The following is a 14,766-nucleotide window of genomic DNA, read 5'->3' on the forward strand; positions in this document are numbered from 1 at the left end:
AATAATTATTTTGTGCTTAAATTTTTGCTTCCGTCATTTTGAACATAGTATCTAAAGGTAAAATAAGGCGCAGGCCAGTTAAGATCTGTTACGGCAGGCGGATTGCCTTTGTAAGCATTTATAAGCTGTAGCTTGGCATATTTTCCGTTTGGAAGTCTTATGGCATATGTTCGGTTTGGAATGGACTGCATAATGTGACTGCTTAAACTGTAATAGAACCAGCCAGCAGAACTTTCAGATGATGCCCAGCCTATTTTGGTAACTTCGCTGCTATCAAAATTGGCATCAGAAGGAGCCTGGCTTACGTTTTTATAATCATCATTAACCAAAATTACAGCTGTTTTTTCGGCTGGACCACCAAAACCTGGATTGTATTGGTATTTGGCATTATTTACAAAAACCTCACTGTTATAAGGCCCTGTAAAAGCAATGTCCCAGTCGGCTGTTTTCATATATTGCAAAGAGTCAGCTTTTGTATGAAGCCATATTTGTTTCTGGTCGCTAAAACGGAAAAGAAAGGTGTGAAAACTCCTTTGTTCCTTGCCATTTGTACCACCACCCATAGAGGCTCCTGTATCTCCTGCAAGATCAGTAATTACGGTACTTTTACCATCTGTTAGAGAAGTAGTTGTATCTTCTTCATTACTGCTGCATGAGGTGAATAATGTCACTGTAAAAAGTAATACCAGTGCGTAGTATTTTTTAACGGTTTTGTTTGTTATCATTTAGAAAGTATTAATGTTTATTATTTTTTATTGATCTTTAAAGAATCGGTAACTTACACCCGCCAGAAGTATTCTTCCGGGCTGCCCGGGCATTAACGGATCGGTATAATTGAAAATATTATCTGCAGTAAATCTGATGCTGAGATGGTCTTTTAGCAAACGTTTTTCCAGACTGGCATTGGTAAGGAAATATTCTTTTACAAAAATGTCATATTTATCGATGAATTGATTTCCGTTTCGATCTCCAAAAGGATATTTGCCTCTAAAGTTTACCCTGACATTTGCATTAAGTTTCCAGGGCGTATAATTGTAAAAAATCGAAGCATTTGCCATATGACGGGAACGATTTTCAATTCCCCAATAATCAGACGGACGCGGTCTATAAGAGTTTCCTGTAGCAGAATCGTGTATGTTTTGGCTATAAGGCCATTTTCCTGCACTGATACTGTCTTTTACACTAAGATCTTTCGCAATTAAGTATTGATATCCGGCGCTTATTTCCAGATTCTTAAGCGGACTGTATTTTAAGCCAATTTCAAAACCTTTGTTCACCGCTTCAGGAAGATTTTGATAGGTGTAGATAATCCTGTTGTTGGCACCTGTAGCAACTTGTATGCTATTGATTTGATTGGTTATTTTATGATAAAATAGATTTCCTTCGATTTTAAATTTTTTAGAAGGCTCTACAATTACTCCTGCATTATAAGATGTGCTTTTTTCAGCCTGCAGATTTCCGGCAGTTTGGTTAAGGACATATTGCCTGATTTCGCTTATTTGTCCGTCCTTTTGCATTTGCTGTAGTGTAGGAACGAGGACAGCATTACCAATGACCAAATAGTTACTGCTGGAATTGTAAAACACTAAATAATTGGTTTTAAAATCAGGAGCTTTAAAACCTGTACCAATACCGGCTTTAAAAGTTATTTTGGGAGTCATAAAATACTGTAATCCGAAACTTGGATTCAATCTTCCTCCAAAATTGTTGGTATGATCGTATCGCAATCCACCAACAGCTTTTAGTTTTTGAAAAGGCGTCCATTCACCCTGAATAAAGGAAAAGAAATTTTCTAATGAATTTACATTGTTAAGCGCGTTGTCATTCATATTTTCGACACTTGCGCCAATGCCTCCAACAAGCTGATAGGTGTTATTGTTGCTATACGAAAACTGCTGTTCAAATCGGTGTAGCGTTTGTTTAAACACATCCTGACTCACTGCATTATTGGTTTGCTGCCAGGCAACACTCATATCTGCAGTATAATAAGTGAGATAATATCTGGTAATGCTTCTGAGATTACTATTGAAACGATGATCGAAAGAGACAGAAAGATTAAGATCCTGCTCGTCCTGATTATCACCGGATATATGTCCCAGACCAAAATCCTTTTGCATAAAAGAACGGCGCAAACCATAACGCCCGCTTAAATTAAGAAAGCTTTTTTCATTGATTTGATAACGAGATCTTCCTTGTAAACTGTAATTATCATAAGGAGGAGAGGTGTTTCCTTTTATGTATTTCGAATTCGTATTGTAACCGTCTGTTCTATAATAGTTGGCAGCGAGATTTGCGGTTCCTTTGTTTTGTAAAAATGGTGTTTCGCCTTCGAGTGTGGCATCTATAATATTCAGCGATCCGTGGCTTAAAGAAGCCTGCATTTGCGGATCGATAACTCCATGTCTTGTAATAATATTTATAGTACCGCCAAGCGCTTCACTACCATAAAGACTCGACGAAGCACCTTTTATGATTTCGATACGCTCAATGTTGGAAACACTAATTCTCGAAAGGTCAAAATTGCCATTATTTCTGCCCACCATGGGCTGACCGTCTATAAGTACCATAATGTATTCACTCCCAAAACCCTGCATTTGCACGCCTACAGATCTTGCACCGCCACTAATATTATTGACAACAGCAATACCGGTTTGTTCTTTTAATACCTCATCAAGTCTTCGGCTACCCATTAATTCTATTGTTTTTCGGTCAATTATGGTTACAGGCATGGCGCTGTATTGAGCGTTGATTAAGTTTTCGGGATTATTCTTTGCAACGCGGCCCACAACACTTACCTCTTTTAGATCAATGCCAGCTTCCATCTTTATATGAAGATTTTTGGCAGCATGTCCGTCTAAGACAATCTCTTGTATGTAATCTTTAAATCCCATATTAGTGACTGTTATCGTATATTTTCCGTTTGCTAATCCGTAAAATGAAAAAGAACCATTGCTGCCTGATGTTGCGATTTTTCCACCAGGTTCTAATACTATCATTGCTTTTGATAATGGATCTTCTGCTTGATAAACTGATCCTTTTATCGTATTTGTTTGCGATTGCATTAAGCTACATTGTAGCAGAATAAAACCTGTAATAATCATTTTTGGTATAAAACTGTAAGTAGTGGTATTTCTCATTGGTGAATTATCAATTGCTTAAATTCGAAAAAAACAAAGCAACTATTCTTATTTAGACTGTGTAAAAATAGTAATTAATGATTTACTAATAGTATTTTTTTTACACATTTGCCAATAGAGAGAAATTAGAAGATTATTTAGACTTAAATTTTTAGAAGAGGTTAAATTATTTTAAAGTCTGATTACTAAGTAATTATATTTTAGTAATAATTTTTAATGATTTTAATAATTAAGAATACTTTAACATAATTTTTAGTTAATTACAGTATGTTTTTATTTTTTTAATTGAATGAAAAATCTTAATTATTGGGTGTGTTTTATTAAAAAATTAAACAGATTAGCATCACTTATTCTTCTTTTTTTCGAAAGTAAATTAATAAGATGAAGAGTATCTCCACTTCTAAAAGTTAAATAATAAGATGCATTCCATTTTTTGAGTTGTCAATAAAATGATCAAAAAAAAGCCTGCAATACGATTACAGACTTAATGATTTTAAAAGAATAAATAAGTATAAAAATCCTTTTATTCGATTTTAATTATTTCAGCATTTTAAAAACATATTCTTTATAACTGGCGCCTATAGGAATTTCGATAGTACCAATTTCAACATCATAAGCTGTAAAGGCAGTAATATTTTTTAAATTAATGATAAACGAACGATGTATTCTAAGAAAGCTTTTATCTTGTAGTTCTATTTGGATATCACTAATCTTATATTTTGCATTAAGTTTAATGCCATCTTTCTGATGCACAATAATATAATCTTTTACACTTTCGATATATAAAATAGAATCAACATTGATTTTATTATATTTTGATGCATTTTTAATGTAAATAAAATCTTCCTGCGTTGGCATAATAACCTTATTATTTACAGGGCCGCTTATCCTTAAATAACGATCGACAGCCTTAAAAAAACGATCGAAAGTAATGGGTTTCAAAAGATAGTCTACAATATCAAGTTCGTAGCTTTCCAGGGCATATTCGCGGTATGCGGTTGTAAATATAACAGCCGGCGGATTTCGTAATGATTTCAAAAAATCAAATCCGGTAATTTGTGGCATTTTAATATCTAAAAACATTAAATCTACAGTAGTGTTTCTTAAAATCTCTGCGGCCTTTAGCGCGTTTGAACACGTACCAACAACTTCTAAATAGTCCAGCTTACTAATATGATTTTGCAATAAACTGATTGCCAAAGGCTCGTCATCGACTAATAAACACTTTATCTTCATTTCTATTTAAGCTAAATTAGATTCCGGAGAAAGATTAATTTTTAAATATGCTGTAAAATCCTCATCAGTTTTAGTAATATTAAAGGTATAATTTTCAGGATAAATTTTATCAAGCTGCTGAATAATATTGTTCAGACCAATTTTTCCGCCTTCTGTTTCGAGTATTGTTTTATTAATGGTATTTCTAATAATAAATTCGAAGTTATTGTTGAGTAATTTTAAATCAATATCAATTTTTGGTGCTGTCCCAATATCTTCTCCGGCTCCGTGTTTAAAAGCATTTTCGACTAATGAAAGCAAAATCAATGGTGCAATAGACCCGTTTTGATCCATTTCATGATTAAAAGTGACACTCAAACGGTCGTCATAACGCAGTTTTTCGAGCGAAATATAATTTTCAAGCAATGTAATTTCTTGCGAAACAGGAACGTAAGTGCTGCTGCAGCGATATAAAATGCAATCTAATATTTCTGACAAAACAGCAATAGATTGTGATGTAATGGGAGAATTTATGATAGAAAGCGAATAAATATTGTTAAGCGTATTAAACAAAAAATGAGGGTTTAATTGTGCTTTCAGGATTTTTAATTCGGTTTCAGCCTTTTGTTTTTCAAGCAGTAAAGACTTTTTTTGAATGAGATACTGGTCTTTTATCAATTTTATAAAAACAAAAAACAGAGATAACGAGTAGATGTGTAAAAAATAAGCCCAAAACAAAGTCGGCAAATCGGTCAGGATCTCACTAATAGGTTCCTGGACGAAAGGCTGTTTACGCACAAAAGGTTCTAAGCCATAAATCATTGCTATTCGGGCAGTTATTGATGTCAAATAACACACTGAAATAAATTCGATCCAAACCCAAATATGTTTTTGAGGAACCATCAAACGAGGTAAAATTCTATAGGATAAAAAATACGCCGCTATGATCGAAAAAATTTCATAATATACCGTAAACAGTATATCAACCCTTAATTCTTCAGGATCTGAAGAGGTGTTTTTACTAAAAAACATAATAAAAGTAAACGTCCAAAAAATGACGTGTGCGCTCAGTCTGTGAGCGGTAGAGAAGTTTAATAGTTTTTCGAATGGTGACATGTCCACAAAGTTAATATTTATTTATAATGACAAACCTGGAGTCGATAAACATAGAAAAAACAACTATGAACAAATAAGAAATGGATATAAACGTGATTTATGTCGAATATTTAGATGTCTGTAGGCAATAGTGGTTCTTATGCCATGTGTGTGAATTTTGATTGCAATTTAAAAAGAGATTTGCTTAGAATTATAAAATCAATCAAAATGAAAAAGCTTCTATTATTAATCGCATTTCTTTTCGGATTCACGGTTTTCGCGCAATCAACAGAATTTAGTATCACCGGAAAAGTTATAGATTCTAAAACAAAACAACCTTTGCCGTACGCTACCATTATCTTGGTTTTATCATCCGAGAAAACAAAAAAAGTTTCTACAGATGATCAGGGAAATTATCTCTTGAAAAATACTTCAGGAAACTATCAACTAAAGGTTGAATTCATGTCTTATAAAACGCATACAACCAATAATTTTGAGCTGAATCAGGATTTAGTACAAAACATTTCTTTAGAGGAAGACATCAATCAATTAGACGAAGTAAATGTGATTGCCGAAAAATCCGGGGTGGAATTAAAACTGGATAAAAAAGTTTTTAATGTTGGAAAAGATATTTTGTCCCGCGGCGGATCGGCCAATGATATTTTGAATAATGTTCCTTCTGTAAACGTAGATGTAGCCGGTGTGGTAAGCCTGAGAGGGAATAACAGTGTAACCGTTTTAATTAACGGAAAACCTTCGATGTTAACGAACAATAATGGTTTGTCGCAAATTTCATCAGCAAATATTGAAAAGGTCGAAGTAATCACCAATCCTTCTGCGGCGTATGAAGCACAAGGCGGTGGCGGAATTATAAATATTGTTTTGAAAAAGAACAGCATTAAAGGTTTTAACGCTTCAGTTCAGGGCGGAATTGGAAATCCAACGAATTATAATATGAATGCTAATGTGAGTTATAAAACCGAAAAAATAAATCTGTTTTCGAATTTAGGATATCGTGATATGAATATTTACGCCTGGAATAAACAATATCAAAGAAATTTTAATAACGGTGTTACAACGATCTTAAATCAAAATGATGATATTAAAAGAAGCGATAATACAACCAGTATTTATATAGGGGGAGATTATTATATCAATGATAAAAATACACTGACGGGAAGTTATTATCATTCTAAAAATAAAAGTACAGATATCATCAAATACAATTACAACTATTCGGATATGATGAATAAAACGGATAGTATTATCTCGAGATCTCAAAAATATGAAGAACCTCAAATTTACAATGCCTTAGAATTAAATTATGTAAAAACATTTGATAAAAAAGACAAAAAATGGACATCAAGTCTGCAGTATGTTTTCTGGAATGATGATGAAAATCAATACATTGATCAGCAAAGAATTTATCCTGACGAATCGCCTGTTTCTAATTTATATACAAATGATATTGAGAGCAGTAATGATATTTTTATTAAATCAGATTTTGTTAATCCTATAAATGAAAATTCTAAAATAGAAATGGGAATTAGAAGCGACTTAAGAGCGATAAGAAGCGACTATTACACTATTTTGGATGATGTGCTGCAAAATCAATTTACGAATAAACTAAAATACGATGAAAATTTATATAGCGCCTATTTTCAATTTAGCAGTAAAATAAAAAGGTTTAATTATTTATTGGGCTTACGATCTGAATTATCAGATATAAAAATTAGTGACACTAAAAATACTTTTAATAATGCTAAGAACTACATCAATTTATTTCCAACGGTACATTTGGTTTATAATCTAACACCAAAAACTGATTTTCAATTAAGCTACAGTAAACGTATTAACCGACCAAGATTCTGGCAATTGAATCCGTTTTCAGGACTTTCAGACTTAAGAAATTTAACTGTAGGAAATCCTGATCTTGACCCAATGTTTATCAATTCATTTGAACTTACCGTTTTGACAAAATCGGGAAAATTTAGCCTCAACCCATCTGTCTATTACCAGCATACAAACAATTTTTTTGAATATATAGTAGAGCGTACAAGCGAGAATTACTTTATCAATACTCCCGTAAATCTGGGCACGGAAAATCGTTATGGAGCCGAAGTTTCTGCAACTTACAACCCAACAAAATGGTTACGATTATCATTGGACTTTAATTATTATGCTTTTAAGCAGGAGGGAAGTTATAAGGATGTAAGTTACAATGCCAAAGATCAGACTTGGCTGTCCAGTTTTCGTTCGATAATAAAATTTCCTAAAATTATTTCGGGAGATTTCAGTTTTAGATATCGCGGAAAAAATCAAGGTGTACAAACGCTTACCCAAGCACAATATAGTGCGAATTTAGGTTTAAGCAAAGATTTTTTTGGAGATAAAATGTCTGTGACTCTAAATGTAAATAATCTTTTCGATTCTCAAATTAGAAAAAGAGAAACCATCACATCATCCTACTATTTGCAATCTGAATATAAAACACAGGGACGATATGTAAATCTTACCGTCATATACCGATTTAACCGTAATAAAACCGAAGCAGACCGATTACCGGATAATATGTAATTGCCAATCTCATTTCACCATTAAAAAAGCTGATTGATTCAATCAGCTTCGATACAAACAACCTAATTGAATTTTCTTTGTGAAATTTAATTAGGTTGTTTTATTTTATAAAATTCTTTCAAACAATAGAAATAAGAACTAGTTGGGTTTCTCACTGGTTTCTATTCTTAGGCAATGTTCGGTTCCTAAATATAGCGGATTTCCATGTTTTTCGGACCAAAAACCATCCAGAACATCTTTGGTAATGCATCTGTAAACGGCAACTCCTTTGTAGGTTTTATTATCGTCACCTTTATAGCTAAAATTAATAACCAGAATATTGTCTTTAAAGAAACCGTAACCTTTTTGTTCCTGAGTGTTATTAATAAGCCATTTGGCAACAATTCGGGAGTTCTTGTCTAATGATAAACTCAAAACACCTTTGTAGGTTACTCCGTTATTCTCGTCCTGATTACTTCCGGAAATGGAATAATTGCCAATTAAATCTTGTATTGTCATTTAGTAATTTTTATAAATGTTTAGTAGGATAGAGGTTTGTAAAAATAGGTAACTAATAATAATTAATGATTAGTAGACTAATCGTATTTAGTTTTGTTATTTTTCATTGTTTATTAATTCCCAAACTTTGGCATTAAAATTTGTTTTTGATATACCTATAAGCTTTTCAAGTGCTTTAAAATAGTTTTCATTTGTTTTTTCATAAGGTCCGCAATTCAAAAATTCCCAAACACCTTCAAAGCCTTTTTCTTTTTCAATTTTCTGTATAAACAAAGCATTTAGTACATATTCGGGCATTAAATGAGTCGCTTTGCTTTCTCCAAAATTTTCAAATTTTCCATAGTTATTGAGCCAGTTCATATTTTTATTGGAACTTACTTTTGTCCTGAACTTAGTAAAAATATCTTTCCAGCTTATTCCCCAACTTCCACCATATAAATAAGCGCAGCCTTCGTCAATTGGTTTATTTACTTTTTTTCTTGAAATAACCAGGCTTAATCTGTCGTGCCATAAATCGTGTGGATCAAAATTATTGAATGTTGCGCTATTGCTACCTAATAGTATCAATTTTTTGTTTGAAATGCCTGAACTCAAAGTGCTCGCAGAGGAACTATTATATGCCAACTTATAATCGATACCAATCATCTTTTGTAACGCTGAAAAGTCAGAGGTTAAATAAAATTCACAATGTTTGTCTGATACTTTTAATTTTTTGTCAAACGAATTAGCCAGCTTTTCAAACTCCTTTATTTTTGAATGATTGACAGAGGACTCATAATGAAAAGTGTTATTTCCTGCTTTTAAGACTTTCCAATTTTTTGTATTTCGAATAAGTGTTGAAGAAAATACAAATGAATTGTTCTGTTTGTGAGCAATAAACTCAAAGCTTCCAGATAATATCGGTGTTTTTTCATTCACTCCCATATACGAAATCTGCACTAAATACTTGTCTTTTTCAATCGATACCAAATTGGTCAAATAAGGTTTGTAGAAAAAATTTTCCTTAAATTTTCCGCTTTTTTCTATTCCATTTATTTCATCGAGTAAAATAAATGTTTCAATCTTTTGGCTTTCAAGCACCAACTTATTTTCTTCGTTTGGTTGTTGTGCGGCAACTAAAAATTCGTTTATAGAAGTTGTTAAAATATTACTTTCGATGCTGTCTTTTGGTAAAATAATATTTGAATTTAATTGCAAATTATTGGTTTGTGCATTCAGGAAAAGCGTAGTAATAAAGAGTGTTAAAGTATAGGTTAATTTCATTTTTTTAAGTTGTAAATTATGGGTTTGGTTTAGTTTTTAGATTTGTACATATAGCTTGTAGAGGTCATTAAACTCTAATTTGGTTAATTTATGCGACAAAGGGATTTGATTTCTTTTAGGCGAATATAAGATATATTGTAGTACATTTTTTAGTTTTTTAGAATTAGAAATGATTCTTTAAGAGACGTATTTTCTTTTTCTCTGCTGTTACTCTGATTGGTTATATTCAAAATCAGAACAATAAAAAATTGACTGATGTACTTACAGTTTGTACTTTTGCCCTTATGAATGACAATTTTGTAAATGAATATTTTGGCATAGGGATACAAAATGGTAAAACGCCTGAAAATTTGGGTGTTTTGTGGCGATCCGCTCAAAATTTAGGCGCTACTTTTATATTTACTATAGGCAATCGATATGCTAAACAAGCGAGTGACACTCATGATGCTGTAAAATCGATACCTTATTTTCATTATGATACTTTTGAAGCTTTTTATGAAAACCTACCTAAAGGAGCGCGATTGGTTGGTGTTGAATTAGATGAAAAAGCTGCCGATTTAGAAACCTTCGAACATCCAAGACGTTGTGTTTATTTGTTAGGAGCAGAGGATCACGGGTTATCCAGAAAAGTAATGGATAAATGCCATCAACTGGTAAAATTTAAATCAGAAAAAAGTTTAAATGTGGCTGTGGCAGGAACTATAATTATGTACGACAGAAACTTGTCTAAACCACGATCTTAGAGACTAAACTTCAATGGTTCTACTGCATCCGGAGTTAAGCTTGCCTTTGTTTTTTTAAATTCTAAAATTAAACATTTCAACAATATTGTTGAACGAGACCATCGATTTATTTATAACTTTGAATCGTCTGCAAAGAGAACTCTTAGCGGAATTAAAGTGCTGCAATTTTTAAATAAAAATGATTAATCCCGGTATAACTATGTTTAAATCATTTTATTTTTTAATAGCGTAATTTTATACTGTTGTCATCTAAATTATGTTTTAATAAAACAGATATGACAAAACTTTCAATCAAACAATATCATAATTTCTTGAAATTGTATACTAAACAGGAATTAGTAGTTTAAACAATTTAATTTAAAACTACGTACCCAAATTAAACAACCTCTGATTTACTGGATTTCCTGATATTAGAAAAACTCCTTTAGATTTTACCTAAAAAAAACACTTGCCAAACTTTTGTATTAATCTCTTCTAATATAAAAAAGCTGATATGCTGGGAATTGTGTAACATCCTGCTGAAATTAAATACTTCTTTAGCTCATCTCATTTGTACCTTTAATAGTATTTAAAAAACTATTATATAAATCAAACAAAATAAAGTTATGGCAGAAATTAAAATTGAGAAAAAGAAGCCAGTATGGCCATGGATTGTAGCAGTCCTGTTGATTTCAGCACTTGTATACTATGTCTTTTTAAGAGATAACGAGGTGACAACTGAAAACGGTGTACAAATAGAAAATACTACAAGTACAGACAATACGACAAATTAGACAGTAAGAAGATCGGAAGATAATTGATAATACTAAAAAAAGAATTTATGGAAAATAAAGATAGAAATTTATACAGATTAGATGAACTTTCTGATTATAAAATTGCTTCAAACTATTCTGATGTACGAGGATGGAAAATAGTAGACGCTGAAAACCGCACTATAGGCACAATTGATAATCTTTGGGTTAATAAAGATATGAAGCGTGTTGTCTATTTGGATGTGAAAGCAGACAAAACATTAATTGAGGATAGCCGCAATGAAGTTCATGAGGCTATAGCGAAGGATAACGGCAAGGAGTTTATCTATAAAGATGGAGACAGCCATGTTATAATTCCTATTGGATCGGTCAGTATCAATAAAGATACGAAAACTGTTATGGCTAACACTATAGGATATGATACATTTAGAAACACTAGCAGATATAATAGTCAGCACAATTTTGACAGGGAGTATGAAAGAAGAGTTATGAAGTCTTATTATCCTGAAAATGATCCTGACTCTGTGTATTACAGTGATGATGATTCTTTTTACGAACGCAGGGAATTTGACAACAAATAAAATTTGTGCTAAGTTTTTCACAGCACGAAACCGACATTATTATTAAATTAAAAGATCAAACGTTTAACAATGTTTGATCTTTTTTCTGAATTATAGTTTTGATTTAATCGTCGGGAAACAAGAGTATAAAAAATTACTAAAGCAAAAGCTGCGACTTTCAACAAACTAAATTTTTAGATTATGAAAAAACAATTTAAAACAATAATAGCATATAGCCTCATTTTAAGCGGTCTTCTGTCTTCCTGTAAAAAACAGGACGGATATAGTGATGAAGTTACTACCACTCAACAAACACAAACATCCGACAGTACCCAGACCGCAGCAGATTCTTCAGCTACAAATACTACTGCAACGTCAGGCAATAGTTCTACCGGAGATGCAGGAGCTACTCCAAATACAGGAACAGAAAGTACAAATGTAGCAGGTCAGGGAACAGGCAGTGATGCTAATGAAGCAAAAGGAACCGGCACAGGAACAGGACCAGGGCCCAGCGTTAAGGATGGTGCAGCTTATTCAGGTCCTTCTGACCCGCAAAACGAAAAAATAAAAACCACAAAAAGCAAAGCAGCTCCACAAAAAGATAAGTAGCCCGGAAATTTATAAATAGGAGAAAGCAATGTTGCGTTATTTGGGATGTCACTGTTCTTAATAATAATTTTATGTTTTTATTTTAATCAATATCAGATCTTTATAGTTAATTTTTGTAAATTGACATTGGTTTTATTTTAATTAAAAAACATTCTTTTTTACCCATCAAAACCTGTTATAAATAATATTGTATATGGAAAATTCAAAAGCATCAATAACTGCGATAAACAGTTTATTTACAGATGAAAGTCTTATTCCCGATGAATATAAGATTTCAGAAATTCACCAGCGTGAATACCTTTTAAATGGTCAATTAGTACCCTGGAACGGGGAAATTACAGAAGTTTTTTCTCCTGTTTTTGTAGGGAAGGGGGAAGGACTCTCACGTAAACTCGTTGGAACAATTCCTCATACAACTGTCAAAGAAGCGATGGAATCTCTTGATGCGGCGGTTGCAGCGTATGATAACGGACAAGGCGTCTGGCCTACAATGAGTGTGGAGGATCGTATTGCCTGCATGCAGAAATTTGTATATCTGATGATCCAGCAGCGTGAGACTGTCATTAAACTCCTGATGTGGGAAATTGGCAAAAGCCTTGGGGATTCTACCAAGGAATTTGACAGGACTGTCGAATACATTAACGCTACAATTGATGCCTTAAAAGACCTTGACAGGCAATCCTCAAGATTTGAAGAATCAGAAGGGATCCTGGCTCAGGTTAGGAGATCATCATTGGGAGTGGTTCTTAGTATGGGACCTTTTAATTATCCTCTTAATGAAATTTTTACAACCCTGATTCCGGCATTAATTATGGGGAATACTATTTTGTTTAAATTACCCAAACACGGTGTACTGGCACATTATCCTTTGCTGAATGCTTTTAAGGAAGCCTTTCCTCCAGGAACTGTAAATACCCTATATGGACGCGGAGCAGAAATCATATCTCCTTTGATGGAAAGCGGCAAGGTCAATGTACTGGCCTTTATCGGTTCGAGCAAGGTGGCCAATAGCCTGAAGAAACTGCATCCAAAAGCCAATAGACTAAGGTCTATTTTAAGTCTTGATGCCAAAAATGCAGCCATCGTTACCAAACACGCGAATTTAGATGTAGCAGTAAATGAATGTCTTCTTGGCGCCTTATCATTTAACGGACAGCGTTGTACTGCGCTCAAATTAATTTTTGTGCAAAGGGAAGTTGCCGAGGAATTTGTTGCAAAATTAAGTGATGCCGTAGCAGCTTTAAAACCCGGGCTTCCATGGGATAAAGACGTAAAAATAACCCCACTTCCCGAAGTGGATAAACCAGCATATCTTAAGGAATGCCTTGACGATGCTTTGGCGAATGGCGCTAAAATTATCAATGAAAATGGCGGCCATACCAATAATTCGTTTGTTTTTCCTGCCGTTGTATATCCGGTAAATGATAAAATGAAACTTTACCACGAAGAACAGTTTGGTCCTATTGTACCTGTAGTCCCTTTTGATTCTATTGAGGAGCCTATAGAGTACCAGATCAATGCCTCACACGGAATGCAAGTTAGTATTTTTAGTGAAGATCCTCAGGAAGTCGCAAGCCTTATTGACCCGTTTGTAAACTTGGTAAGCCGTGTGAATATTAATTGCCAGTCGCAGCGCGGTCCGGATGTATTCCCTTTTACGGGAAGAAAAGACAGTGCCGAAGGAACTTTATCTATATCAGACGCATTACGTTCTTTTTCCATTCGTTCGCTTGTGGCTACAAAGGCTACCGATGCAAATAAAACTTTATTTAATTCGATTGTAAGAGACCACGATTCCAATTTTCTAAGTACAGATTATATTTTTTAAGACTTTAAAAATGTATAACAAAAAAGACAGCTAATTGCTGTCTTTTTTGTTAAGATTAAATTGGAAATATTGCTCAATTCTTAACCATTAATTTTATCCTTATGGAATTGGCAAGTTCTTTGATATCACATTTTATTTCTCTGTAAGTCTTTATACATCATGACTTAATCTATTTTATTAATATATTTTTATATTATTTAATTAAGCGGTTCTTTAGTATCAATTTCGATACTTGGCGGCATGAGTTTGTACATCACCGGAGTTACAATTCTCGAGAGAATGGTAGAACTTACCAGTCCGCCGATAAGTACAATAGCTAGCGGTGCAATTAAAGGATTGGAATTTAAGGCTAGAGGAATAAGACCACAGATTGCCGTTATGGACGTTAGCACCACAGGTAAAAATCGGGTTTCTCCGGCAATGGCAATTGCCTCATCTATGGAGTATCCTTCCTGTCGGAGCTGATTGGTAAAATCTACCAAAAGAAGC

Annotated in this window: 13 protein-coding genes; 6 read left to right on the forward strand and 7 right to left on the reverse strand. The window is 33.4% G+C overall.

From position 1 onward, the window contains the following. Positions 1-5 precede the first annotated feature (5 nt). From GIY83_RS06925 to GIY83_RS06940, 4 genes are all read right to left on the reverse strand, one after another. Entirely contained in the window at positions 6-725 is a 720-nt protein-coding gene (locus GIY83_RS06925) for an HmuY family protein (RefSeq protein ID WP_208685958.1), read from the reverse strand. Between the two features lie 27 nt (positions 726-752). Then, positions 753-3,137 carry a TonB-dependent receptor gene (locus GIY83_RS06930; RefSeq protein WP_208685960.1) on the reverse strand — a complete coding sequence of 795 codons (2,385 nt, stop codon included), beginning with the start codon at positions 3,135-3,137 and terminating at the stop codon, positions 753-755. A gap of 537 nt (positions 3,138-3,674) precedes the next feature. Then, on the reverse strand, positions 3,675-4,373 hold the full coding sequence (locus tag GIY83_RS06935) for a LytTR family DNA-binding domain-containing protein (protein WP_194619311.1): 699 nt from the start codon (positions 4,371-4,373) through the stop codon (positions 3,675-3,677). 6 nt (positions 4,374-4,379) lie between these two features. Further along, positions 4,380-5,468 carry a sensor histidine kinase gene (locus GIY83_RS06940; RefSeq protein ID WP_194619309.1) on the reverse strand — a complete coding sequence of 363 codons (1,089 nt, stop codon included), beginning with the start codon at positions 5,466-5,468 and terminating at the stop codon, positions 4,380-4,382. 207 nt (positions 5,469-5,675) lie between these two features. On the opposite strand from GIY83_RS06940, the gene GIY83_RS06945 reads away from it, so the two are divergent. Beyond that, positions 5,676-8,024 carry an outer membrane beta-barrel family protein gene (locus GIY83_RS06945; protein ID WP_208685962.1) on the forward strand — a complete coding sequence of 783 codons (2,349 nt, stop codon included), beginning with the start codon at positions 5,676-5,678 and terminating at the stop codon, positions 8,022-8,024. A gap of 138 nt (positions 8,025-8,162) precedes the next feature. Here GIY83_RS06945 and GIY83_RS06950 read toward each other — a convergent pair whose 3' ends face one another. Together GIY83_RS06950 and GIY83_RS06955 are read right to left on the reverse strand one after the other, a co-directional pair. Next, the gene (locus tag GIY83_RS06950) at positions 8,163-8,522 is read right to left on the reverse strand and encodes a hypothetical protein (protein ID WP_194619305.1); all 360 of its coding nucleotides are present in this window, start codon (positions 8,520-8,522) and stop codon (positions 8,163-8,165) included. A gap of 96 nt (positions 8,523-8,618) precedes the next feature. After that, entirely contained in the window at positions 8,619-9,785 is a 1,167-nt protein-coding gene (locus GIY83_RS06955) for a hypothetical protein (RefSeq protein ID WP_208685964.1), read from the reverse strand. A 284-nt stretch (positions 9,786-10,069) separates the two neighbouring features. Here GIY83_RS06955 and GIY83_RS06960 point away from each other — a divergent pair, with 284 nt between their 5' ends. From GIY83_RS06960 to GIY83_RS06980, 5 genes are all read left to right on the forward strand, one after another. Next, positions 10,070-10,528: an RNA methyltransferase gene (locus GIY83_RS06960; RefSeq protein ID WP_194619385.1), complete on the forward strand. Its 459-nt coding sequence runs from the start codon at positions 10,070-10,072 to the stop codon at positions 10,526-10,528. A gap of 605 nt (positions 10,529-11,133) precedes the next feature. Beyond that, positions 11,134-11,301: a hypothetical protein gene (locus GIY83_RS06965; RefSeq protein WP_194619301.1), complete on the forward strand. Its 168-nt coding sequence runs from the start codon at positions 11,134-11,136 to the stop codon at positions 11,299-11,301. A 47-nt stretch (positions 11,302-11,348) separates the two neighbouring features. After that, complete coding sequence (locus tag GIY83_RS06970; RefSeq protein ID WP_194619299.1) at positions 11,349-11,861, forward strand: PRC-barrel domain-containing protein; 513 nt, start codon at positions 11,349-11,351, stop codon at positions 11,859-11,861. A gap of 180 nt (positions 11,862-12,041) precedes the next feature. Then, on the forward strand, positions 12,042-12,449 hold the full coding sequence (locus tag GIY83_RS06975) for a hypothetical protein (protein ID WP_194619297.1): 408 nt from the start codon (positions 12,042-12,044) through the stop codon (positions 12,447-12,449). A 193-nt stretch (positions 12,450-12,642) separates the two neighbouring features. After that, positions 12,643-14,277: an NADP-dependent glyceraldehyde-3-phosphate dehydrogenase gene (locus GIY83_RS06980; protein WP_194619295.1), complete on the forward strand. Its 1,635-nt coding sequence runs from the start codon at positions 12,643-12,645 to the stop codon at positions 14,275-14,277. A 197-nt stretch (positions 14,278-14,474) separates the two neighbouring features. Here GIY83_RS06980 and GIY83_RS06985 read toward each other — a convergent pair. Beyond that, positions 14,475-14,766 (reverse strand): efflux RND transporter permease subunit (locus tag GIY83_RS06985; protein ID WP_208685966.1); only part of this gene is annotated, 292 nt, incomplete at its 5' end.

This window comes from Flavobacterium sp. SLB02 (genome assembly GCF_009664855.1).
Classification (GTDB): Bacteria; Bacteroidota; Bacteroidia; order Flavobacteriales; family Flavobacteriaceae; genus Flavobacterium.

Bases quoted from the DNA above. Each gene is read 5' to 3' on its own strand.
- GIY83_RS06970 (WP_194619299.1), top strand. From the start codon at position 11,349: ATGGAAAATAAAGATAGAAATTTATACAGATTAGATGAACTTTCTGAT.
- GIY83_RS06960 (WP_194619385.1), top strand. From the start codon at position 10,070: ATGAATGACAATTTTGTAAATGAATATTTTGGCATAGGGATACAAAAT.
- GIY83_RS06930 (WP_208685960.1), bottom strand. From the start codon at position 3,137: ATGAGAAATACCACTACTTACAGTTTTATACCAAAAATGATTATTACA.
- GIY83_RS06955 (WP_208685964.1), bottom strand. From the start codon at position 9,785: ATGAAATTAACCTATACTTTAACACTCTTTATTACTACGCTTTTCCTG.
- GIY83_RS06945 (WP_208685962.1), top strand. From the start codon at position 5,676: ATGAAAAAGCTTCTATTATTAATCGCATTTCTTTTCGGATTCACGGTT.
- GIY83_RS06980 (WP_194619295.1), top strand. From the start codon at position 12,643: ATGGAAAATTCAAAAGCATCAATAACTGCGATAAACAGTTTATTTACA.
- GIY83_RS06940 (WP_194619309.1), bottom strand. From the start codon at position 5,468: ATGTCACCATTCGAAAAACTATTAAACTTCTCTACCGCTCACAGACTG.
- GIY83_RS06950 (WP_194619305.1), bottom strand. From the start codon at position 8,522: ATGACAATACAAGATTTAATTGGCAATTATTCCATTTCCGGAAGTAAT.
- GIY83_RS06975 (WP_194619297.1), top strand. From the start codon at position 12,042: ATGAAAAAACAATTTAAAACAATAATAGCATATAGCCTCATTTTAAGC.
- GIY83_RS06925 (WP_208685958.1), bottom strand. From the start codon at position 725: ATGATAACAAACAAAACCGTTAAAAAATACTACGCACTGGTATTACTT.
- GIY83_RS06965 (WP_194619301.1), top strand. From the start codon at position 11,134: ATGGCAGAAATTAAAATTGAGAAAAAGAAGCCAGTATGGCCATGGATT.
- GIY83_RS06935 (WP_194619311.1), bottom strand. From the start codon at position 4,373: ATGAAGATAAAGTGTTTATTAGTCGATGACGAGCCTTTGGCAATCAGT.